The 21434-nt window shown below is 66.7% G+C and carries 24 protein-coding genes; 20 read left to right on the forward strand and 4 right to left on the reverse strand.

The window, feature by feature from the left end:
• The first annotated feature begins 65 nt into the window (after positions 1 to 65).
• Genes ACTTAI_RS11985 through ACTTAI_RS12010 form a run of 6 tightly spaced genes read left to right on the forward strand, consistent with a single transcriptional unit; the run spans position 66 to position 5729 of the window.
• Positions 66 to 1544, forward strand: a complete 1479-nt coding sequence (locus ACTTAI_RS11985; RefSeq protein ID WP_444451787.1) for a DUF2927 domain-containing protein — start codon at positions 66 to 68, stop codon at positions 1542 to 1544.
• Between the two features lie 46 nt (positions 1545 to 1590).
• A complete protein-coding gene (locus tag ACTTAI_RS11990) occupies positions 1591 to 2772 on the forward strand; it encodes a vWA domain-containing protein (RefSeq protein WP_444451788.1) in 1182 nt (393 codons plus the stop codon).
• Positions 2769 to 3131, forward strand: a complete 363-nt coding sequence (locus ACTTAI_RS11995; protein ID WP_444451789.1) for a hypothetical protein — start codon at positions 2769 to 2771, stop codon at positions 3129 to 3131. Before ACTTAI_RS11990 ends, ACTTAI_RS11995 begins: the two co-directional genes overlap by 4 nt.
• Positions 3128 to 3730, forward strand: a complete 603-nt coding sequence (locus tag ACTTAI_RS12000) for a DedA family protein (RefSeq protein WP_444451790.1) — start codon at positions 3128 to 3130, stop codon at positions 3728 to 3730. Before ACTTAI_RS11995 ends, ACTTAI_RS12000 begins: the two co-directional genes overlap by 4 nt.
• Before the next feature lie 31 nt (positions 3731 to 3761).
• Positions 3762 to 4448: a M48 family metallopeptidase gene (locus ACTTAI_RS12005; protein WP_444451791.1), complete on the forward strand. Its 687-nt coding sequence runs from the start codon at positions 3762 to 3764 to the stop codon at positions 4446 to 4448.
• 60 nt (positions 4449 to 4508) lie between these two features.
• Positions 4509 to 5729 carry a hypothetical protein gene (locus ACTTAI_RS12010; RefSeq protein WP_444451792.1) on the forward strand — a complete coding sequence of 407 codons (1221 nt, stop codon included), beginning with the start codon at positions 4509 to 4511 and terminating at the stop codon, positions 5727 to 5729.
• 108 nt (positions 5730 to 5837) lie between these two features.
• Here the strand turns inward: ACTTAI_RS12010 and ACTTAI_RS12015 are convergent, their stop codons facing one another.
• The gene (locus tag ACTTAI_RS12015; RefSeq protein WP_444451793.1) at positions 5838 to 6521 is read right to left on the reverse strand and encodes a hypothetical protein; all 684 of its coding nucleotides are present in this window, start codon (positions 6519 to 6521) and stop codon (positions 5838 to 5840) included.
• Positions 6521 to 7138 carry a thiamine phosphate synthase gene (locus ACTTAI_RS12020; RefSeq protein WP_444451794.1) on the reverse strand — a complete coding sequence of 206 codons (618 nt, stop codon included), beginning with the start codon at positions 7136 to 7138 and terminating at the stop codon, positions 6521 to 6523. Before ACTTAI_RS12020 ends, ACTTAI_RS12015 begins: the two co-directional genes overlap by 1 nt.
• An 81-nt stretch (positions 7139 to 7219) precedes the next feature.
• Between ACTTAI_RS12020 and ACTTAI_RS12025 the strand changes: the two genes are divergently transcribed.
• The 5 genes from ACTTAI_RS12025 to trhA all read left to right on the forward strand — a co-directional run bounded on the left by ACTTAI_RS12025 (position 7220) and on the right by trhA (position 12471).
• Entirely contained in the window at positions 7220 to 7957 is a 738-nt protein-coding gene (locus tag ACTTAI_RS12025; protein ID WP_444451795.1) for an RNA methyltransferase, read from the forward strand.
• 271 nt (positions 7958 to 8228) lie between these two features.
• Complete coding sequence (locus ACTTAI_RS12030; protein WP_444451796.1) at positions 8229 to 8978, forward strand: hypothetical protein; 750 nt, start codon at positions 8229 to 8231, stop codon at positions 8976 to 8978.
• Between the two features lie 30 nt (positions 8979 to 9008).
• Positions 9009 to 10205: a COX15/CtaA family protein gene (locus tag ACTTAI_RS12035; RefSeq protein WP_444451797.1), complete on the forward strand. Its 1197-nt coding sequence runs from the start codon at positions 9009 to 9011 to the stop codon at positions 10203 to 10205.
• A complete protein-coding gene (locus tag ACTTAI_RS12040) occupies positions 10202 to 11671 on the forward strand; it encodes a carboxypeptidase M32 (RefSeq protein WP_444451798.1) in 1470 nt (489 codons plus the stop codon). Before ACTTAI_RS12035 ends, ACTTAI_RS12040 begins: the two co-directional genes overlap by 4 nt.
• Positions 11672 to 11826: 155 nt before the next feature.
• Positions 11827 to 12471 carry a PAQR family membrane homeostasis protein TrhA gene (trhA, locus tag ACTTAI_RS12045; RefSeq protein WP_444451799.1) on the forward strand — a complete coding sequence of 215 codons (645 nt, stop codon included), beginning with the start codon at positions 11827 to 11829 and terminating at the stop codon, positions 12469 to 12471.
• On the opposite strand, the gene tgt is transcribed toward trhA, so the two are convergent.
• The gene (gene tgt, locus ACTTAI_RS12050; RefSeq protein ID WP_444451800.1) at positions 12468 to 13595 is read right to left on the reverse strand and encodes a tRNA guanosine(34) transglycosylase Tgt; all 1128 of its coding nucleotides are present in this window, start codon (positions 13593 to 13595) and stop codon (positions 12468 to 12470) included. The two genes, trhA and tgt, sit on opposite strands and share 4 nt — an antisense overlap.
• A gap of 368 nt (positions 13596 to 13963) precedes the next feature.
• Here tgt and ACTTAI_RS12055 point away from each other — a divergent pair, with 368 nt between their 5' ends.
• From ACTTAI_RS12055 to tpiA, 4 genes are all read left to right on the forward strand, one after another.
• Positions 13964 to 14329, forward strand: coding sequence for an SUF system Fe-S cluster assembly protein (locus tag ACTTAI_RS12055; RefSeq protein ID WP_444451801.1), 366 nt, complete (start codon positions 13964 to 13966; stop codon positions 14327 to 14329).
• Positions 14330 to 14420: 91 nt separating this feature from the next.
• Positions 14421 to 15494: an alkene reductase gene (locus tag ACTTAI_RS12060; protein WP_444451802.1), complete on the forward strand. Its 1074-nt coding sequence runs from the start codon at positions 14421 to 14423 to the stop codon at positions 15492 to 15494.
• A 69-nt stretch (positions 15495 to 15563) separates the two neighbouring features.
• Positions 15564 to 15923: a HesB/IscA family protein gene (locus ACTTAI_RS12065; RefSeq protein ID WP_110803908.1), complete on the forward strand. Its 360-nt coding sequence runs from the start codon at positions 15564 to 15566 to the stop codon at positions 15921 to 15923.
• A gap of 69 nt (positions 15924 to 15992) precedes the next feature.
• Complete coding sequence (gene tpiA / locus ACTTAI_RS12070) at positions 15993 to 16736, forward strand: triose-phosphate isomerase (protein ID WP_444451803.1); 744 nt, start codon at positions 15993 to 15995, stop codon at positions 16734 to 16736.
• A gap of 174 nt (positions 16737 to 16910) precedes the next feature.
• Here the strand turns inward: tpiA and ACTTAI_RS12075 are convergent, their stop codons facing one another.
• The gene (locus ACTTAI_RS12075; RefSeq protein ID WP_013067321.1) at positions 16911 to 17372 is read right to left on the reverse strand and encodes an Lrp/AsnC family transcriptional regulator; all 462 of its coding nucleotides are present in this window, start codon (positions 17370 to 17372) and stop codon (positions 16911 to 16913) included.
• 129 nt (positions 17373 to 17501) lie between these two features.
• Between ACTTAI_RS12075 and cobA the strand changes: the two genes are divergently transcribed.
• Genes cobA through ACTTAI_RS12100 form a run of 5 tightly spaced genes read left to right on the forward strand, consistent with a single transcriptional unit; the run spans position 17502 to position 21401 of the window.
• Positions 17502 to 18293, forward strand: coding sequence for a uroporphyrinogen-III C-methyltransferase (gene cobA / locus ACTTAI_RS12080; RefSeq protein WP_444451804.1), 792 nt, complete (start codon positions 17502 to 17504; stop codon positions 18291 to 18293).
• Positions 18290 to 18604 carry a DUF2849 domain-containing protein gene (locus ACTTAI_RS12085; RefSeq protein ID WP_444451805.1) on the forward strand — a complete coding sequence of 105 codons (315 nt, stop codon included), beginning with the start codon at positions 18290 to 18292 and terminating at the stop codon, positions 18602 to 18604. The genes cobA and ACTTAI_RS12085 overlap by 4 nt, the downstream gene beginning before the upstream one ends.
• On the forward strand, positions 18597 to 20258 hold the full coding sequence (locus tag ACTTAI_RS12090) for a nitrite/sulfite reductase (protein ID WP_444451806.1): 1662 nt from the start codon (positions 18597 to 18599) through the stop codon (positions 20256 to 20258). Before ACTTAI_RS12085 ends, ACTTAI_RS12090 begins: the two co-directional genes overlap by 8 nt.
• A complete protein-coding gene (locus ACTTAI_RS12095) occupies positions 20248 to 21018 on the forward strand; it encodes a phosphoadenylyl-sulfate reductase (RefSeq protein WP_444451807.1) in 771 nt (256 codons plus the stop codon). The genes ACTTAI_RS12090 and ACTTAI_RS12095 overlap by 11 nt, the downstream gene beginning before the upstream one ends.
• Complete coding sequence (locus ACTTAI_RS12100) at positions 21015 to 21401, forward strand: DUF934 domain-containing protein (RefSeq protein ID WP_444451808.1); 387 nt, start codon at positions 21015 to 21017, stop codon at positions 21399 to 21401. Before ACTTAI_RS12095 ends, ACTTAI_RS12100 begins: the two co-directional genes overlap by 4 nt.
• The last annotated feature ends 33 nt before the right edge of the window (positions 21402 to 21434 follow it).

Here is a 21434-nt window from a genome sequence, read left to right on the forward strand (position 1 = left end):
GAATTACTGGCCGCCGTCAGGAGCTGTGCCTATTCTTGGCGCCACAACCTGGGATACGCACTGCCATGCGTTTGAACTGTCTGCCGCTACGGGCCCTCTCTGCGGCTGCCACCGCAGAGAGGGCTCTGCCCGGGCTCTTTGCGCGGCTCCGGGTTGATCGCCGTGTCAGCCTGTCCGGGCTGGCCTTTGCCACGGCCTTGGCCGGATGTGCCTCTGCGCCGGTGGTCAAGGACGCGCCCGCCTCGCGCGCTTCGGCCACGGCCATCGACATGCCGATCCCCGATCCGACGAGCAGACGGAAACCGCCCGCGCCGCGCGCCGAGGTTCTGCCATCAAACAGCGTTCTGGCGCGCGACTTCATGGAGCTGAACTTCTTTCTGGAATCGGGCCGCCCGATCCCGCAATTCTCGCGCTTCGAAGGCCCGATCAGCGTCAGTCTGCAAGGCGCGCTGCCGCCCACGGCCGCGACCGAACTGTCGCGTCTCGTGCGTCGCCTGAACACCGAGGCGCATATCCCGATCTCGACCAATCCGGGCGCCGCCAACCATATCACCATCGCCTTCGTGCCGCGTCGCGAGATGACCCGCGAAGTGCCGAATGCCGCCTGTTTCGTCGTACCCGATGCCGCAACCTGGGACGAATACCGCGCCAACCGCCGCACGGCGAAAGGCGACTGGACACAGGTGAAAAGCCGCACCGCCGCCACCGTCTTCATCCCGGCGGAATCGACGCCGCAGGAAGTGCGCGACTGCCTGCACGAGGAAACGAGCCAGGCGCTCGGCCCGCTGAACGACCTTTACCGGCTGTCGGATTCGGTCTGGAACGACGACAACTTCCATGCCGTGCTGACCCGCTATGACATGATGCAGCTGCGCGCCGTCTATGCGCCCGACCTGCATTCCGGCATGTCGATCCCCGAGGTGCAGGCGAAACTGCCCGCCGTCTTCGCCCATATCAACCCGGGCGGCGGCAAGGTCACGCCGCTGCGCAACGACCCGACCCCGCGCGCCTTTGTCAATGCGCTGGAGCGCGCCATCGGCCGCGGCTCGCAAAGTGCGCGCAAGGCCGCCGCAATGACCGCCATCGAGATTTCGGCCGGACAGGGCTGGCACGACAGCCGCGCCGCCTTCAGCTGGTTCGCACTCGGCCTGCTCAGCGTCTATGACGACCCGGATACCGCGCTGAAGGCCTTTGCCAATGCGGGCGCGATCTATCGGGCGACGCCCGGCGCGGGCATCCAGTCGGCCCATGTCGACATGCAGCTCGCGGCCTTTGCGCTCTCGACAGGCCGGGCTTCGGATGCGATCGCGCTGGTGAACCGGGCGATGCCGCAGGCGCTTGCGGGGGAAAACGCAGCGCTGATGGCGACGCTCTATCTGATCCGGGCCGAAGCCTATGAGACGCTCGGCAATGCCGATCTGGCGCATCAGGCGCGGCTCGACTCGGGGCAATGGGCGCGATACGGTTTTGGCTCGGATGCCGCCGTGCGCGCGCGAGCTGCCGAGGTGGCAGCCTTGGCGAGGGCCGGGGCTCGGTATAACTGAGGCTCGGCTTGCCCCCGCGCCTTTGGCAACGCCGCGGGGGGTTTTGATGTTCCTGCCTTTCTTCGACACTTTGCGCCGCAACGGCGTTCCGGTCAGCCCGCGCGAATACCTTTCGTTCCTCGAAGGTCTCGCAGCGGGCCTTTGTCTTTATGACATCGACGGATTCTACTATTTCGCGCGTTCGGCCATGGTGAAGGACGAACGCCACCTTGACCGCTTCGACCGGGCCTTTGCGGAAAGCTTCCGCGGCCTTGACGCGATCCCGGCCGAGGCGGTGCTCGACGCCCTGCACCTGCCCGAGGACTGGCTGCGCAAGATGGCCGAAAAGCATCTGACCGAAGAAGAAAAGGCGCAGATCGCGGCGCTTGGCGGCTTCGAGAAGCTGATGGAGACGCTGCGCGAGCGCCTGAAGGAACAGGAAGGCCGCCATCAGGGCGGCAACAAATGGATCGGCACCGCCGGAACCTCGCCCTTTGGCGCCTATGGCTACAACCCCGAAGGGGTGCGGATCGGACAGGCTGAAAGCCGTCATCAACGCGCGGTAAAGGTCTGGGACAAAAGAGAGTTTCGCGATTTCGACGACCGGGTGGAACTCGGCACGCGCAACATCAAGGTGGCGCTGAAACGGCTGCGGCAATGGGCCCGGCATGGCGCGCAGGAAGAGCTTGATCTGCCCGGCACGATCCGCGCCAGCGCCGAAAGCGGCTATATCGACGTGAAGACCCGGCCCGAGCGGCACAATGCAGTCAAGGTGGTGCTGTTTCTCGACTCCGGCGGCTCGATGGATGCGCATGTGCAGCTGGTCGAGGAGCTCTTTTCCGCCGCCCGGGCCGAGTTCAAGCATCTCGAACATTATTACTTTCACAACTGCCTTTACGAAGGCGTCTGGCGCGAAAACCGTCGCCGCTGGGAGGATGTGACCCCCACCTGGGAGGTGCTCAACCGCTACGGGCCAGATTACAAATGCATTTTCGTCGGTGACGCCTCGATGTCGCCCTATGAGATCAGCCATGTCGGCGGCGCGAACGAGCATTGGAACCCGGAACCGGGGGTCGTCTGGCTCGACCGCGCGCGCACCCAATGGCCCGATCACGTCTGGCTCAACCCGGTGCCGGAAAAGCATTGGGGCTACACCCAGTCGATCGCGATGATCGACGCGGCCTTCGAGGGGCGGATGTATCCGCTGACGCTCGAGGGCATCACCCGGGCGATGAAGGTGCTCGGATGACCGCGCTCAGGCGGCTTTGGGCGGAACAGCGGCTGGCGCTGGTGGCCTTTCTCGTCGCGCTGTCGCTGGCCGGTTTTTTCGGCGGGCGGATGATCAGCCGCGCGCTCTTCTGGTCCGATCCCGCGCATCACCAGCAGGCGCCCGAGGCCTGGATGACGCCGGGCTATATCGCGCGCAGCTGGCATGTCGATGTGCAGGCGGTCGATGCGATCCTTGGCATCGAGGATGCGCGCAAGCTGGTGGATGACGACCGCCCGACGCTCGAGGCGATCGCGGAAAAGCTCGATGTCCCGGTCGGCGATCTGATCGCGAAACTGGAAGCCGGCCTGCCGCAGACCCCGCCCGGATCGCCGCCATGACCGACTGGATTCTGGCGCAGCTTCCGCTTTACGGGATCTGGCTGGTCGGCCTCGCGACGTTTCTCAGCTGCCTTGCCCTGCCGATCCCCTCGTCGCTGACGATGATCGCGGCGGGGGCCTTTGTCGGGTCGAGCGATCTGGCGCTGGTGCCGGTCGCAGGCGCGGCCTTTGGCGGCGCGCTCGCGGGCGATCAGGTCGGCTACTGGATCGGGCGCAAGGCGGCGCATCTTCTGCCCGCGCCCGGCACGAAAGGCGCGGGTCTGGTGAGCGCGGCGCTCGACAGCCTTGCGAAGAACGGCGCGGTGGCGATCTTCCTGACGCGCTGGCTCTTTTCCGCGCTTGGCCCCTGGGTGAACCTGGCCGCGGGCGCCTCGGGCTATGGCCATGCCCGCTTCACGCTCGCCGATATCGCAGGCGAGGCGGTCTGGGTCACGCTCTATGTCGGGCTGGGCATCACCTTCGGCGCCAATCTTCAGGCCGCCGCCGATCTGGCGGGCAACGCCCTTGGCCTGATGGCGACCGGGGTGATCGCACTTTTGCTCGGGCTCTGGCTGATCCGCGCGCTGCGCCGCCCCGCGCCGCTGCCGTCCGGGGATTGACCCCGCCCCGGCGCGGCCCCATCTTGCCCCCATGATCCTGCGCCTTCTGCCCTTCCTTCTCGTCCTCCTCGCCGCGCTCGCGATGTGGCATTTCTCTGCGCGCAACCTGCTGCGCCAGCTTTCTGCCCGCTCGGCACCGCTCACCGATCCCGGCCTTGCCCCGGTGCTGGCCCAGCTGCGCGAGGCCCTTGGCGTGCCCACCCTGCCCGTCTTCGTCTATGCGGAACCCACGGTGAACGGCCTTGCCGCCCCCGATGGCCGGGTCTTCCTGACCGAGGGCTTCATGGCGCTTTACCGTTCGGGTCAGGTCACGGCCGAGGAAATCGCCTCGGTCATCGCGCATGAACTGGGTCACGTGGCCAGCGGCCATGCGAAGCGGCGGATGATCGATTTCACCGGGCAGAACGTGCTGCAGATGGTGCTGGTGGGCGTGCTTGGCCGGATCATCCCGGTGCTGGGCATCTGGCTCGCCAATCTGATCATCGCCGCCATCGCCGCGCAACTGAGCCAGCGCGACGAATACGAGGCCGACGCCTTCGCCACCGCGCTTCTGCTCAAGGCGGGCATCGGCGCCGAGCCGCAGCTGAGTCTGTTTGCCCGGCTCGACGGCCTTGCGGGCGGGCGCGGCGCCGCCCCGGCCTGGCTCTCCTCGCATCCCGAGACCGAGCGCCGCATCGCCGCCATCCGCGCCAATGTCTTGCGCTGGACTGCGGCGTAAGTCACAGCCATGCGCGGTTTTTTCCGCTAGCGTCGCGGCACGGGACCACGAAGGATGACCATGCACCGCTCTCAGACCGTCCGCCGCCGCCGGGTGTTCTACATCCCCGGTTACGATCCGATCCACCCGCGCCGCTACCGCGAGCTTTACCGCACCGAGGGCACGGCACAGGCCGCGATCTCGGGCTATGCGCTGAGCCTTGCACCCAAACGCGCGGGCGGCCCCTATGGCTGGCATGTGACCTCGACGCAGGACGGCGAGACGGTCGAGGCTGATGTCGAGGTGCTGGTCTGGGCCGATATCGTGCGCGACAGCATGGAGGCCTCGATCCCCGCGACCTATCTGCAGCTCGTCCGCACCGCCTCGGCCTATATCGGCTCGGGGGCGCTGTTCCGGCTGATGCGGCTACGGAAAGGCCCGGTGATCGCGGCGCTTTACCCGATCTTCGCGCTGATCCTGCAGGCGCTTGCGGGCTTGGGCGCGGGCTGGGCGCTGGCCGCCCTGCTGCTCTGGCCGCTCCCTGATTTTCCCTTCGACGGGGGGCTCGGCCTTGCGCTCTGCGCCGGGGTCACCTGGGCGGTGCTCAGATGGTTTCGCAAGCAGGACGGCACCTTCTACGCCTATTACCTGATGCACGACTACGCCTTCACCGCGCGCTGGGGCGGCGCCAATCCGGAGGCGCTGGAAACCCGGATGGCAGCCTTTGGCGACACGATCGCCCAGGCGCTGAGCGAGGACTGGGACGAGGTGCTCGTCGTCGGCCATTCCTCGGGCGCGCATCTGGCGGTCTCGATCCTTGCCGATCTGATCCGGGCGGGCCGCGTGCCCGCGACGGGGCCAAGCCTCGGCTTCCTGTCACTTGGTCATGTCGTGCCGATGGTGAGCTTCCTGCCGGAAGCGAAACGGCTGCGCGGCGATCTGGCCTATCTCTGCACCCGCCCCGAGCTTGCCTGGGTCGATGTCACCGCCCCGGGCGATGGCTGCGCCTTTGCGCTTTGCGATCCGGTCAAGGTCTCGGGCGTCGGCCCGGTGGGCCAGATCCAGCCGCTGATCCTCTCGGCCGCCTTCACGATGACGCTCTCGCCGAAACGCTGGAAAGAGCTGCGCTGGCGCTTCTTCCGGCTGCATTTCCAATATCTCTGCGCCTTCGACCGGCCCGGTGTCTATGACTACTTCCGCGTCACCGCGGGGCCGCAGACGCTGAAGGCGCGGTTTGCCGCCACGCCGCCGTCGAAAAGCGTGATCGAAATCCCGGCGAATAGATTTACCAGCACCGGCTGAGGGGGCTCTGCCCCCTCGGCTTCGCCTCACCCCCGAGATATTTGGGGCAAGATAAAGATCATGATTTATCTTGCCGGAAATATCCCGGGGTGCGGGGCAGAGCCCCGCTCAGCCGAAGATCACCAGATCGGCGGCCCGGTTTTCGGTGCTCAGCAGACGCCCGTTCGGCAGATCATTTTCCTCGGTCCGGCGCGTGGCTTCCGCAAGCGGCAGATCGGCCCACCGCGCCATCAGGCGGCGGCGCAGCTCGGCCTCGGGCACGGCGAGGCGGACGGAGAGATCGAAAAGCGGCGCCAGATCGCGCCAGCCCGGGCGGGTCAAAAGCAGGTAATTGCCTTCGACCAAGATCACTTGTGCTGCAGCCGGGATCACCGCACCCGCAGGCACGACGGCATCGAGGGTGCGATCAAAGGTCGGCACCGGGCAATCGCCAGTCGCGGCCTTGACCGCCGACAGACAGGCGGCGAAGCCCGCAACGTCGAAAGTGTCGGGATTGCCCTTCACCGCGCGCAGGCCATGGGCGTCGAGCCAGTCATTATCGCGATGAAACCCGTCCATCGGCAGGATCGCGGCGCGGCCCGGCGTGCGGGCGTTCAAAGCCTCGGCCAGTTCCGCCGCCAGATGCGACTTGCCCGAGCCGGGGGCGCCGACCAGCGCCACCAGCACGCGCTCATCCCCAAGCTGCCCGATATGACCCGCCAGATCGGCGCGATCGACCCGCAGCTCCGAGCCCATGAAGGCGCCGACGTCGCCCATCGGACCGTTGGAATCACCCAGCCAGAACTCGGCCATCAGCCCATCGCCGCGACAAGGCGGCCAAGTGCTGCCACCGGATCCTCGGCGGTCCAGATCTCCTCGCCCACGGCGAAGAAATCGGTGACCGGGGCGAAGTCGCGCACCAGATCCTCGGTCAGCGCGCCTTCGGCAACGACCGGAACCTCGATCACCTCGGACCACCATTGGAACAGATCGCGATCGGCCCGGGTGCCGGTGCCAAGCCCGGTTTCGCCCACCGGACCGAAGCAGATGTAATCCGCCCCGGCCTCGCCGGCGCTCATGCCATCATGCTGCGACGCGCCGCAGAAGCTGCCGACGATCGCCTCGGTGCCCAGCTCCTTGCGGGCATAGCGCACGGTGCGCGCGCCATCGGTCAGGTGCACGCCGTCAAGGCCGTGGCGTTCCACGAGCGCGATGTGGTTTTCAATCACCAGCGCGACGTCGAATTCATGGGCGATCTGGCGCACCGCATCGGCTGCGCGCATCACCTTGTCCTCGTCTTTCGTCGCGAGACCCAGACGGATGCAGGCCACTTCCTGCGCGCCAAGCACGCGGGCAAGCAGCTGCGGGAAGACCTCGAGATCGAAGCTCGGCGGGGTAAGCAGGTAAAGCTGCGGGCGATCCTCGGACATGGGGCCTCCTTTCGGGTTTCGCGCCTTCTAGCGCAGGCGGCCCCGCCTTGCCAGCGGCTTTGCGCTTCTGTATCGGGGGGCATGACCCAGAAGCTGCCTCCCGTCTTCATCCTGATCCGTCCGCAGATGGGCGAGAACATCGGCGCCGCCGCCCGGGCGATGCTGAACTTTTCGCTGTCGACGCTGCGGCTTGTCGATCCGCGCGATGGCTGGCCGAACCCGAAAGCCGTCGCGATGGCTTCGGGCGCGGCGGGCAAGGTGCTCGATCATGCCGGGGTGTTCGCGACCACCGCCGAGGCGATTGCCGATTGCGACTTCGTCTTTGCGACGACGGCGCGCGGGCGCGAGCTGACGAAACCGATCTACACCCCCGAGGCCGCGATGGCCGAGGCGCGGGCGCGGATCGCCGCCGGTCAGCGCGTCGGCGTGATGTTCGGCCCCGAGCGCACCGGGCTTGAAAACGACGACATCATCCGGGCGAATGCGATCATCACTGTGCCGGTGAACCCCGAGTTCTTCTCGCTGAACCTTGCGCAGGCGGTGCTGCTGACCGCTTACGAATTTTCCCGTCAGGGCAATGCGGCCCCCGCGATCGACCCCGGTCTGGCCGGGGCCGAGATGGCCAACGCGTTGGAAATCGAAAAGCTTGGCGATCACTATGAAGAGCGGCTTGAGGCGGCCGGGTTCTTCTTCCCCGAGGGCAAGGCCCCGATGATGAAGCGCAATCTGCGCAACATGTGGAGCCGGTTCGGCCTGACGCGGGCGGATGTGCAGACGCTGCACGGGATGCTGCGGCAACTCTTGCGCAATAGGGACTGAGGCGGACGGATCCGTTTCGGGCGGAAGAGGAAAGGCACCGCCTTTCCCCGCCCGCCGTGCAACGCCCGTCGCAAGACCGTTTCCCCAAGCGGGACAGAGGGCAGCGCCCAGCCCCGGCGGGCGAGAAGCGCCCGCCATGGGCGGGGCGGGCGCTGCCCGAGGGCCTTTGGGCCCTCGGCGGTCACGGGACGGCTGTTCCGCGTGACCTCGGCAATGGCCTCGGTCATTTCCATGACTTGCGCCGCCCACGCTCTCCCGCCATCCTGCGCCGATGCGACACCTTCTGACGCGATCGCTTCTGGCGCTGGGACTGGGCAGCCTGCTGGGTATTGTGGCGCTGCTCGCGGTCCTGCCCGCGCTGCGTGCCGCGCTCTGTCCCAGTTGCTTCGGGCTTGTGCAAGCCAGCGACACGCTCTGGGTCGAAGCCACGATGCCCGCCCCCGACCGGCTGCGCCTGATCGCCCAAATCACCACCGCCGAGGCGCAGGTGGCGCAAGCCCTTGGCCCGACCACAGGCCTGCTGCGCCTGCTTGCCTGCCAGACCGCCGCCTGCGACCGCAGCCTTGGCGGGCGCGGCGCGGCGGCGGTGACCTATTCCTTTGGCCCCGTTGCCGTCGTGCGCGTCTCGCCGCGCGGGCTCTCGACGACGATCCTCGCCCACGAGCTGACCCATGTCGCCCTGCACGCCCGCATGGGCTTCACCGGACAATTGGCCGACCGCCTGCCCGCCTGGGCCGACGAGGGTCTGGCGGTCATCGTCTCGGACGATCCGCGCTATCTGAACCCGGGCACCGGTCCCGCGCGCTGCCATAAACCTCCGCGCCCCGATCTGCCCGAAACCGCAGGCGACTGGCTGCGACGGGCCGCAAACGAGCGCGACATTTACGCCGAAGCGGCCTGTGCCATGCTGGGTTGGATGGCGGAAAATGACGGCTGGAGGGGGGTTTGGGCGGTGATCGACGGCACCCGCGCGCTCGAACCGCCCGCCAATCCCCTTGCCCCCGCCCGTGCCGCGCCCTAGTGTCGCGCCAAAGCGACAGGAGGCCCGCGCATGGGGATGAAACCCGCCAAGAACCGCTCTCGTGCGATCTTCGAAGAGGTGGGCGTCGAGACCCCGAAACAGATGCCCGTGGCGCCGAAAGGCGGCATGATCGACGCGCGTCCGAAAGGCGCGCGCAAGGCGCTGATGCTCTGGATGGTCTCGCTGATCGTGCTGGCCGTGCTGCAACTTGGCCTTGATGCGACGCCGGGCTTCGGCATTGCCGAACTCGATCTGGTCCAGCCCTACACCGGGCTTGCGCTCTTCGCGGTCTGGGCGCTTGGCGCGCTCGGTCTCGCTCTCAGCCGCCGCCTACCGCCCGGCTGGGGGATGCGCGTCGCCGGGCTGGGCCTTGGCTGCCTGCTGCTCGCGGCCTCGGACCCGACGCCGATCTCCCAGCTTTCCAAGGCCTTGTCGCCCGAACCTGCGGCCGAAATGCTGCCGCAGACGGGCGCGCTGCCGCCGCTGCAACTTCTGCCCGCAACCCCGCCGACGCCTGCGCCCATCGCCGCCCCCGTGGCCGCCGCGCCGACCCCGCAAGAGCAGGTGGCGCAGGCCGCCGATCTGGTCGTGGCAAAGATCAATCTTGCGAAGACCACCATCGGCGCCGCTCCCTTCAGCACGCTGCGCCTTGGCCTTGCCTTCGCACTGGTGGGATTTGCCTTCTGGTATGCGCTGCTGGCCGCGCGCACCGAGGCCGCGCTGATCTCGGCCCGTCGTCAGGCGGAACCGGGGCTGTTCGGGCTGGCCACGGGTCTGATGCATCTGAGCTTTGTGCAACTGCTCGTCGGCGGTCTTGTCACCGGCATCGGCGCGGGCGCGGTCTTCACGGATTGGCCGATGATGGGCGGGGCCTGGCTGCCGCCTGATCTGCTCTCGATGGAACCCGTGTGGCGCAATGCGCTGGAAAATCAGGGGCTTTTGCAATTCAGCCACCGGGTGCTCGGCTATCTGCTGCTGGCGCTCGGGCTTTTCGCGCTGATCCGCTCGCGCCGCTCGGTGCATGGGGTGACGCGCACGGCCTTCGTGCTCGCCACGGTCTGGATCGGGCTGCAGGCGGTGCTCGGCGTCGTGACGCTTTTGCACGGTGATCCGCTGCACTTGCGCCTTGCGCATCTGGGCGGCGCGCTGGCGCTGTGGCTCTTTCTCATTCGCGCGCGCTTCCTCGCGCGCTATCCGCGCGTGCAATCGATCCGGGGGATCAAATGAGTGCTCTGGCCGACCTGAAAGCTTACCTTCGCGAAACCGAGGCGCTGACCTATGTGGCCGAGCGTCTGGGCTGGGATCAGGAAACGATGATGCCGCACGGTGCCGCCGAACAGCGGGCCGAGGAACTGGCGGCGATGGAATCGATCCTGCATGCGCGCCGCACCGATCCGCGGATCGAGGATTGGCTCGCCCGCGCCGAGGCGACGACCGAGGCCGAGGCCCGGCTGCTCGATCTGGCCGGGCGCAATTACAACCGCGCAACCCGCATTCCGGCGCGGCTCGCCACCGAACTGGCCCGCCTGACGTCGCTCGCCCAGGGCGTCTGGGCCGAGGCCCGGGCCGCCGAAGACCCGGCCGCCTTCCTGCCGACGCTGGCGCAGATGGTGGCGCTGAAGCGCGAGGAAGCCGCCTGCCTGTCCGAGGGCGATCTTTATGATGCGCTGCTCGATGATTACGAACCGGGCGCCACGCATCGCCAGATCGGCGCGATGTTCGACCGGATGCGCCCGCGCCTTGTCAGCTTGCGCGAAAAGGTGCTGGGATCGGAACACCAGCCGCCCGCGCTGACCCATGTCTTCCCCGAGGCGACGCAGCTGCGCATCGCGCGGATCTGCGCCTCGGCCTTCGGCTATGACTGGACGCAGGGTCGGCTCGATCTCGTCGTGCATCCGTTCTGCTCGGGCTCCGGGCGCGACGTGCGCATCACCACGCGGGTCTGCGAAAGCGAGCCCTTCAACTGCCTTTACTCGACCATCCACGAGGTCGGCCACGCCTGCTACGAACAGGGGATCGCGCCCGAATACGCTTTCACGCCCTTGGGCCGCGGCGTTTCGATGGGGGTGCATGAAAGCCAGAGCCGGATCTATGAAAACCAGCTCGGCCGCTCGGCCGCCTTCACCGGCTGGCTCTATCAGCGCATGGTCGATGCCTTTGGCGATTTCGGTGTGACCAGCCCCGAGGCCTTCCATGCGGTGGTGAACCGGGTCAATCCGGGCTTCATCCGCACCGAGGCGGACGAGCTGCATTACAACCTGCATGTGATGCTGCGCTTCGATCTGGAGCGGCATCTGATCACCGGCAAGCTCGAGGTTGCCGATCTGGAAGAAGCCTGGAACGCCCGGTTCCTGTCCGACTTCGGCGTCGCGGTCGAGAAACCCTCGCAGGGCTTCTTGCAGGATGTGCACTGGTCGGGGGGGCTTTTCGGCTATTTCCCGACCTACAGCCTTGGCAACGTCTATGCGGGCTGCCTGAACAAATCGATGCGCGCCGCCGTTCCGGGGATCGACGCGGCGCTGGCCGAGGGCACGGCGAAACCCGCCACCGACTGGCTGCGCGAAAACCTGCAACGTCACGGGGGCTTGCGCCCCCCGCGCGAAACGATCGTGACCGCCTGCGGGTTCGAGCCCACCGAAGAGCCGTTGCTCGACTATCTCGAAACGAAATACGCCGCGATCTACAAGCTCTGAGGCCGAGGGGGCTCTGCCCCCGCCGAGGCGATGCCTCGGGGGAGTCCCGCAAGGACGGGGGGCCGTGTGCCCCTGCCCCTTTGCCAGATGACGCTGCGTCAGCCTTTGGTGTGCCCGCCGCGGGTGCTAGGATGGGCCGATCCCCGGAGGCACCCATGACCCGACACCAGCTGGCCCACAGTTTCCGCGAGCATTTCGCCGATGGCGTGATGCATGTCCTGGGGGTGACCTTCGCGGTCGCCGCCGTTTCGGCACTGATGGTCTGGGCGGCGATGGCGGGGCTGGGGCCGAAGATCTGGCCGCTTGTGGTCTATGCGGTGGGGCTGATCGCCTCTTTCGGCTTTTCGGCGGGCTACAACCTGACGCTTTACGCCCCCGCCCGCGCGGTGCTGCGCCGCTTCGACCATGCCGCGATTTATCTTCTGATTGCGGGCACCTACACGCCGATGGCGCTGATCGGGCTGGGCGGCAAGGTGGGCATCGCGCTGACCGTCACGATCTGGGCGCTGGCGCTGATCGGCATGGTGATGAAACTCGGCTTCTTTCACACCGCTGAAAAGGCCGGATTTCTGCTTTACCTCGTGATGGGGCTTCTGGGCCTTGTCGCGATCTGGCCGCTGATCGAGCGGCTGCCGCTCGCCGTGCTGATCCTTCTGGGCATCGGCGGCGCGGTCTATCTGATCGGCACGGTGTTCTACAAGCTGAAGCGGATGCCGTTTTCGCGCGCGATCTGGCATGGCCATGTGATCGCGGCGGCGGCGACGCATTACGCCGCCGTCATCCTGATCGCCGGGCATTAACGCGGATCGATATCGCCCTGCGCACGCGCGGCATGGAACTCGGCCACAAAGGCCGAGAGCCGCCCGGCCGCAATCGCTTCGCGCAGACCCGCCATCAGATCCTGATAGTAATGCAGGTTGTGCCAGGTCAGCAGCATGCCCGAGATCATCTCCTGCGCCTTGAAGACATGGTGCAGATAGGCGCGGGAATAATTCCGGCAGGCCGGGCAGCCACAGGCCTCATCGAGCGGGCGCGGGTCATCCATGTGCCGCGCGTTCTTGATGTTGATCTGCCCGCGCCGGGTCCAGGCCTGCCCGGTCCGGCCCGAGCGCGAGGGCAGCACGCAATCCATCATGTCGATGCCGCGCTCGACCGCGCCGACGATGTCGTCGGGCTTGCCCACGCCCATCAGATAGCGCGGCTTGTCTGCGGGCAGGAACCCCGGCGCATAGTCGAGAACCGAGAACATCGCCTCCTGCCCCTCGCCCACGGCAAGGCCGCCAACGGCATAGCCGTCAAAGCCGATGTCCTTGAGTTTCTCGGCACTTTCCTCGCGCAACTCGCGGGTGACGCCGCCCTGCATGATGCCAAAGAGCGCATGGCCGGGCCGATCCCCAAAGGCATCACGCGAGCGTTGCGCCCACCGCATCGAAAGCCGCATCGACTTCGCCACCGCCGCGTCGTCGGCAGGCAGCGCCGGGCATTCGTCAAAGGCCATCACGATGTCCGAGCCCAGAAGCTTCTGGATCTCCATCGAGCGCTCGGGGCTCAGATGATGTTTCGAGCCATCGATGTGGCTGGAAAAGGTCACGCCTTCCTCGGTCAGCTTGCGCAAGGAAGCCAGACTCATCACCTGAAACCCGCCCGAGTCGGTCAGGATCGGGCGTTCCCAGTTCATGAACTTGTGCAGCCCGCCCAGCCGGGCGATCCGCTCGGCCGTGGGGCGCAGCATCAGATGGTAGGTATTGCCCAAAAGGATATCGGCGCCGGTCGCGCGCACGCTTTCGGGCATCATCGCCTTCACCGTCGCGGCGGTGCCGACGGGCATGAAGGCGGGGGTGCGGATCTCGCCGCGCGGGGTGTGGATGACGCCGGTGCGGGCGGCGCCATCGGTGGCGGAAAGGCTGAAGCTGAACTGGGTCATCGGGCGCTCCTTTGGCGCGCATTTAGCAGCGATGCGCCGAAAGGGAAAGCGAGCCGCGCAGGCAGGGTTTCCGGGGCGCCCCGGACAGGGGCTCCGCCCCCGCACCCCCGGCGTATTTGCACCCAAAAGAAGCAACTGGACCCAGCAGCCACATGTGTTTGCATGTGCCCCCCGGCAACAGGCTGAACGCCCTGCTTTTCCTTGGCAAAATACGCCCGGGGGGTGCGGGGGGCAGCGCCCCCCGCCGGGTCGCCGAGGCAAGGCCTCGGCGAAACACCACTTGGCACAGCCTCGGCACTCCGCACCGTCGGCCTTTACCTCGCCCCCAGATACCCTATATAAACTCTAGGAAATAGTCCGAGAGAGTCATGACCAGCACCGAACAGACGCTCCCCGAAGGGACCCCGCTGATTGCGCCTTCCGATCTTGAGCACCCGCTTTACGCCTCGGTGGTCGAAGCCTGCCGCACCGTCTTCGACCCGGAAATCCCGGTCAACATCTTCGATCTGGGCCTGATCTACACGATCAAGATCGGCGAAGATGGCGTCGTCGCCATCACCATGACCCTCACCGCGCCGGGCTGTCCGGTGGCGGGCGAGATGCCGCAATGGCTGCAAGATGCGGTCGAAGCGGTCGAGGGCGTGCAGCGCTGCGAGATCGAGATGACTTTCGATCCCGCCTGGGGCATGGACATGATGTCCGATGAAGCCCGGCTCGAACTCGGCTTCATGTGATTGTGCAGGTGGACAGAGCCTCTGTGCAGCCCGGCCCTTGCCTGACCTTGCCGATCGCTTAGGCTGAGGGTCTTCTCGAACGGAGGGTCAGATGACCGACACCCTGTTTTCCCCCGGCAAGCTCGGGGATATTTCCATCGCGAACCGCGTCGTCATGGCGCCGCTCACCCGCAACCGCGCCCCCGACCGGATGCCCACAGATCTGACGGTGGAGTATTATCGCCAGCGCGCGACGGCCGGGTTGATCGTGACCGAGGGCGCGCAGATCTCGCCCGTGGCCCAAGGCTATGCCTGGACGCCGGGCATTCATACCGAGGCGCAGGCGGCGGCTTGGTCGAAAGTGACCGAGGCCGTCCATGCCGAGGGCGGCAAGATCGTCATTCAGCTCTGGCACGTCGGCCGCGTCTCGCATGAGACGATCATCGACGGCGTGACCCCGGTCGCCCCCTCGGCGATTTCGGCGGCCTCGAAGACCTTCGACGGCACCGGCTTCGTCGAAACCGGGATGCCGCGCGAAATGACCGAGGAAGACATCGAGCGCGCCTTCCTCGATTACGGCCATGCCGCGCAGCTGGCCAAGCAGGCGGGCTTCGACGGGGTCGAGGTGCACGCCGCGAACGGCTATCTGATCGACCAGTTCCTGCGCGATACCGCGAACAAACGCACCGATGCCTGGGGCGGCCCGATCGCGAACCGCATCCGCTTCCTCGAAGGCGCGGTCGATGCCTGCGTCGCGGTCTGGGGCCCGGGGCGGGTCGGCGTGCGGCTCTCGCCCTTCTCGAACGCCAACAATGTGGGGATCGACAGCGACACGCCCGCGCTGTTCGGCGCGGCAATCGCGGCGCTGAACGACCGGCCGCTCGCTTACGTGCACATGGTCGAGGGCCAGACCGGCGGTCCGCGCGACTGGCCCGCGGGCGAACTCGAAGCGCTGCGCGAGGCGATCCGCGCCCCCTATATCGCCAACAACGGCTATGACCGCGCGAGCGCTCTGGCCGCGGTGGCAGGCGGTCAGGCGGCGGCCATCGCTTTCGGCAAGCCCTTCATCGCCAACCCCGATCTGGTGGCGCGGCTTGACCGCGATGCCGAGTGGAACCCGCTGCGCCTGGCGCTGATGTATGGCGGCGGCGCCGAGGGCTACACCGACTATCCTTTCCTCGCCTGATCTTCCGGGCGGCCCGGCCGCTTGCCGGACCGCCCCCGCCCGCCTATCTTGAGGCGAAAGGAGTGTCCCATGTTCGCCATCCCCGGAAAACCGCCCGTCACCCTGACCCCCGCCGCCGTCGAACAAATCGCCGCCCTGATGCAACGCGAAGGCGCGGCAGGTTTTCGCATCGGCGTCAAGAAGGGCGGCTGCGCGGGCATGGAATACACGATGGACATCGCGGCCGAAGCCGATCCGATGGATATCGTCGTCGAAGAAGGCCCGGCGCGCGTGCTGATCGCCCCCTTGGCGCAGATGTTCCTGATCGGCACCGAAATCGACTACGAGGAAACGATGCTCGAATCGGGCTTCAAATTCCGCAACCCGAATGTCGTCGAAAGCTGCGGCTGCGGCGAGTCGGTGAAATTCCGCGACGCCCCCGCGGGCTGAGGCCCATTTCTTGCTTGCACGGGCCGCGCGCCCGCCTAATCTGCGCCCGACTTTGTGAAGGAGGCGTCGATGCGCAGAAAACTGGCCGCGGGCAACTGGAAGATGAACGGCACGAAGGCGAGCCTCGCCGAAGTGGCGGCGCTGATTGCGGCGCATCCCAGTCCGAAATCCGAGGTGCTGCTTTGCCCGCCCGCCACCCTTGTTGCGGCGATGGCAACGGCGGCGGCAGGCAAGATCGCGGTCGGCGGTCAGGATTGCCACATGAAGGCCTCGGGCGCGCATACGGGCGACATTGCGGCCGACATGCTGGCCGATTGTGGCGCGAGCCACGTGATCCTCGGCCATTCGGAACGCCGCGCCGATCACGACGAAAGCTCTCAGATGGTTTGCGCCAAGGCTACCGCCGCGCGTGCCGCCGGTCTCGTTGCGGTGATCTGCGTGGGCGAAACCGAAGCGCAGCGCGATGCGGGCGAGACGCTGGCGCTCGTTGGCGCGCAACTCGCGGGCTCGGTGCCGGACGGCGCCACCGCAGCGAATACCGTGATCGCTTACGAACCCGTCTGGGCGATCGGCACCGGCCGCACGCCGACGCTGGAACAGATCGCCGAAGTGCATGATTTCATGCGCGCCGAACTCGTCGCGCGGTTCGGCACCGAGGGCGAGGGCATGCGGCTGCTTTACGGCGGTTCGGTGAAACCCTCGAACGCGACCGAGATCTTCGCGACCTCGAACGTCGATGGCGCGCTCGTCGGTGGCGCCTCGCTCAAGGCCGCCGATTTCGGCGCGATCCTGAGCGCGCTCGACGCGGCCTGAGGCAGGCTGGGGGCGCTGCCCCCAGACCCCCGGGATATTTGGAGCAAGATAAAAGACAAAGGGCGTCCGATCCGGGCGCCCTTTTGGTTTCGTCCTTTATCTTGCCCGAAATATCCCGGGGGGTGAATGGCGCAGCCAGAGGGGGGCAGCGCCCCCCTGCCCGGCCTGCGACCCTCACACCGGCAGAATCGTCGTCGACTTGATCTCTTCCATGCTCAGAAGGGCTGTGACGTTGTAGATCTTCACCTCGGAAATCAGGGCCTGATAAAAGAGGTCATAGGCGCGCGCATTCTTTACCCGCACCTTCAGGATATAGTCGATATCCCCCGCCAGCCGATGCGCTTCCAGCACCTCAGGGCGGGCGCGGAGCGTGGCCAGAAACCGGCGCTGCCAGTCGGCTTCGTGTTCCGAGGTCCGGATCAGCACGAAGAAACAGGCCTCCAGCCCCAGCGCCTCGGCATCGAGCAGCACCGTCTGCCGCCCGATCACGCCCAGATCCTTCATCTTGCGGATCCGGTTCCACACCGGGGTCTTCGACGAGCCCACCTTGCGCGCGATCTCGTCGAGCGACTGGCTCGCGTCTTCCTGCATCTGAAACAGGATCTTCCGATCCATCTCGTCCAACCGGACCGCCATTCGCCTTTTCCCCCGTTTTGCAGGAAATATCCTCTGTCGGAGCCAGGATAGAAAACGAAGTTCCTTATTCGCAAGGGGGCATGGCGTTCGCGGGGAAAAATTTCCTATATTGCGCGAAAGGAGACCACCATGACCCAGATCCTTCGCACCTCCGAGACCCAAGCTCCCCGCCGCACTGGCCATCGCACTGGCCATGTCACCCTGGCCGGGGCCGGTCCGGGCTGTGCGGATCATCTGACGCTGGCGGTGGCGCGGGCGCTGGCTGCGGCCGATGTGATCTTGCATGACCGGCTGGTCTCGGCCGAGGTGCTGGCGCTGGCCGGACCGCAGGCGGAGGTGATCGAGACCGGCAAGACCGGCTTTGGCGCCCATATGCCGCAAGAGGAGATCATCGCGCTGATGCTGGGCTTTGCGCAGGCCGGGCGCAATGTGCTGCGGCTGAAATCGGGTGATCCGGGCGTTTTCGGCCGTCTGGGCGAAGAACTTGACGCGCTTGAAGCTGCCGGGATCGGCTTCACCGTCCTGCCCGGGATCACCGCCGCCTCGGCCGCCGCGGCCGGCCTTGGGCAAAGCCTGACCGAGCGCGGCCGCAACCGCGAGCTGCGCCTGATCACCGGCCATGACGTCGCCGGTTTCGCCGAGGCGGATTGGGCGGGCCTTGCCCGTCCGGGCGCCGTTGCCGCGATCTACATGGGCAAGAAGGCCGCAAGGTTCCTGCAAGGACGGCTGATGATGCACGGCGCCCTTGCCACGACGCCGGTCACGCTCGTAGAAAATGTTTCCCGCGCCGAGGAGCGCGTGATCGCCACCACCCTGGCCGATCTGCCCGCCGCCGCCGCGCGTCTGGAAGGTCCCGCCGTCATCCTGTTCGGCCTCGCGCCCCGCGTGGCCGCCGCCCAATCGCTCGAGGCCGTGATATGAGTCGTTCCTTCGTTCCGAAAGTCGTCAGCGCCAATGATCTGCGCGCCGGTCACGTCGTCTATTTCTCGGCCGCCGAAGACTGGGTGCGCGACATTGCCGAAGCCGAAGTGCTGACCGACGAGGCCGAGGCGCAGCTGCGCCTGCTCACCGCGATGGGTCACAAGACGGTTGCGGTCGGGGTCTATCTGGTGGATGTGACGCCCGGACCGCAGGGCCCGGTTCCGGTCGCCCTGCGCGAGCAGTTCCGCGCCAAGGGCCCCTCGATCCGTCCGACGAAAGAAGCCGCCGCCAAGGAAGCTGCCAATGTATGAATACTCCGACTTCGACGAAGCCTTCGTGCGCAATCGCGTGGCGCAGTTTCGCGATCAGGTGGCGCGACGGCTTGACGGCAGTCTGACCGAAGACGAATTCCGCCCGCTGCGGCTGATGAACGGGCTTTATCTGCAGCTGCACGCCTACATGCTGCGCGTCGCGATCCCCTATGGCACGCTCTCGTCGAACCAGATGCGGGCACTGGCCGATGTGGCGGACCGCTTTGACCGCGGTTATGGTCATTTCACCACGCGCCAGAACATCCAGTTCAACTGGATCAAGCTCACGGACACGCCCGACATTCTGGAACGGCTCGCCGATGACGGGCTGCATGCGATCCAGACCTCGGGCAACTGCATCCGCAACGTGACGACCGACGCCTTTGCCGGGGCCGCCGCCGACGAAATCGAAGATCCCCGCCCCTATGCGGAACTCATTCGGCAATGGTCCTCGGATCATGCCGAATTCCAGTTCCTGCCGCGCAAGTTCAAGATCGCGATCACCGGCAGCCCCGAGGACCGCGCCGCGATCCGCGCCCATGACGTGGGGCTGCAACTGATCAAGCGCGGGGGCGAAACCGGCTTCCGCGTGCTGGTGGGGGGCGGACTTGGCCGCACGCCGATGCTCGCACCCGAACTGCGCGACTTCCTGCCGAAAGCCGATCTGCTGCCCTATCTGGAGGCGATCCTCGCCGCCTACAACCTGATCGGGCGGCGCGACAACAAATACAAGGCGCGCATCAAGATCACCGTCTTTGAAACCGGGATCGAACCCTTCCGCGATCTGGTCGAGCAGGAATTCGCCCGCATCAAGCCGCAATTCACCGGCGCCGATCAGGCGCTTCTGGCCGAGATCGCCCCGCATTTCGCCTTGCCCGCTCTGGTGTCGAAAGACCCGGCCCCCTATGCCGCGACGCTGGCGGCCGATCCGCTCTTCGCGGCTTGGGCGAAGCACTCGGTCACCGATCACAAGTCTGCCGATCATGCGGTGGTGACGATCTCGGTCAAGACCCCGGGCGAGGAACCGGGCGATGTCTCGGCCGCGCAGATGCGCGCCGTGGCCGACCTTGCCGACCTTTACGGCTATGGCGAGCTGCGCATCAGCCACATGCAGAACATCGTCCTGCCCCATGTCGCCCGCGCCGATCTGCCCACGCTGCATGCGGCGCTGGTCAAGGTCGGGCTGGCGGCGGCGAATGTCGGGCTGATCTCGGACATGATCGCCTGCCCGGGCATGGATTACTGCGCGCTGGCCACCGCCCGCTCGATCCCGCTGGCGCAAGAGATCGCGCAGCATTTCGAGACGCTGGGTCTGGTCGAAACCATCGGGCCGCTGCCGCTGAAGATCTCGGGCTGCATCAACGCCTGCGGCCATCACCATCTGGGCGCGATCGGCATCCTTGGCCTCGACCGCGCCGGGGCAGAAAATTACCAGATCACCCTGGGCGGCACCGAGGGCCCCGAGGCCGCGATCGGCGAAAAGATGGGGCCGGGCTTTGCCTATGACGCGGTCGTGCCCGCCATCGAGCGGCTGGTGCGCGCCTATCTGGCGCAAAGGCTGTCGGCGGACGAAACCTTCCTTGCGGCGCTCCACCGGCTTGGCCGCGAGCCCTTCCGCCTGGCGCTATATGGAGAGGCCCAAGATGCTGCCTGACATCGGCCCCCGCGTTGCGGGGCTGAACGAGCGCTACCGTCACCATGCCGCCATCTCGGTGATGGAGAAGGCGCTTTCCGATCCCGACACCGGGCGGGTGGCGATGGTGAGTTCCTTCGGCGCAGAGTCGGTCGTGCTGTTGCACATGGTCTCGCTGATCGCCCCGGCGACGCCGGTGCTTTTCGTCGACACGATGATGCTGTTTCCCGAGACGCTCGCCTATCAGCAGGAGGTCGCCTCGAAGCTCGGCCTGTCGGAGATTCGCACCATCCGCGCGACGAAAGCCGCGCTGGCGATCGACGACCCCGATGGCACGCTCTATCAGTTCAACACCGACGCCTGCTGCAACCTGCGCAAGACGGTGCCGCTGGAAGCCGCGCTTTCGGGCTTTGACGCCTGGATCACCGGGCGCAAGCGCTATCAGGGCGCGACCCGGGCCGAGATCGACTTTTTCGAGGTGGAAACGCCCGACCGGATGAAGATCAATCCGCTGGCGCATTGGGGGCGCGAGGATCTGGAAGAATACATGGTGCAAAACCGGCTGCCGCGGCATCCTCTGGTGGCCAAGGGCTACCCGTCGATCGGCTGTGCGCCCTGCACCTCGCCGGTGAAACCGGGCGAAGATCCGCGCGCAGGCCGTTGGCGCGGCTCGCAAAAAACCGAATGCGGCATCCATTTCATCGGCGGCAAGATGGTGCGGGTCAAACCGGCCGAAGCCGAAGAAACCGCCGACAGCAGCGACAAGGACAAGGTGGCATGAGCGTGATCGTGCGCGACACGGGCTTTGCGCCCGAGGATTTCACCGGGGTTGCGGTCGAAGTTCCGCCGACCACCGCGCCCGAGGCGCTGGCGGCGCTGATCGAGGGCGCCGCGCTGGTGAAGGTGCTGTTCCCCAGTTTCTCGGATGGCCGCGGTTTCACCCTTGGTCGCTTGATCCGCGATGCGGGCTACACCGGGCGACTGCGTGCCACCGGGCCGATCATCGCCGATCAATACGGCATGGCGCGGCGCTCGGGCTTTGACGAGGTCGAGATCCCCGATGATCTCGCCGCGCGTCAGAGCGAGGCGCAATGGCTCGCCCGTGCCGACTGGCAGGCACATGACTACCGCGCGCGCCTTTTCGGCTCGGTTGCGACAGCGTGATCGCTTGACGCGAAAGGTCGCAGGCGGCATGTG

The sequence above is a fragment of the Rhodobacter capsulatus genome (genome assembly GCF_052363175.1).
GTDB lineage: Bacteria > Pseudomonadota > Alphaproteobacteria > Rhodobacterales > Rhodobacteraceae > Rhodobacter > Rhodobacter capsulatus_D.